At 43.9% G+C, this 524-nt stretch carries 1 protein-coding gene; it reads right to left on the bottom strand.

The window, feature by feature from the left end:
* Positions 1 to 511: DUF3404 domain-containing protein (locus R7Q48_RS30865; RefSeq protein ID WP_318134224.1), on the bottom strand; the 511-nt coding region annotated here is incomplete at its 3' end.
* Positions 512 to 524: the final 13 nt, after the last annotated feature.

Raw genomic sequence — 524 nt, forward strand, 5'->3', positions numbered from 1 at the left:
TTGCTCCTGCAATTAGAGCATTAATGGCGTCATCGTCCATATTTTGCAAGCTTTCTAGTAGCTCGTCACCTTCTTCGTTGTCACGCTCTTTAATGTGCATGTACTGAGCAAGTTTGGGACGCAACTCGGGATACTTTTCAACATAGCGCGCCGCGTAAGTACCGCCACCCGGGTGAATTAATCCACTACGCGAGAACCAACGCGGCGTTAATTGCGTTCCCTTACAAATAGCACGAGTAAATACTAGAGGTTCAGTAATTAGAGGGCTGAGAGGTAGTTTCCCTCGACATGTATTCGCCAAGCTGTAGAGCTGCTGAATATCCTTCAAAGGATAGTCAGAAGTTTGAGGAAGCAACGAATCAGGTGAAAGTAACTTTGTAGGGTAATTTGATTGCAGAATACGTATGTCATACGATTTAAGAGCCACTTCATAGTTAAATAGCTCTGTAAACGTATCTATGCGTTCTGGTAGTGAATCGGATAATGCAGATGCCGAGAATAGTGGCAATATTGATGCAAAACCG

Source organism: Vibrio sp. 378 (assembly GCF_033339435.1).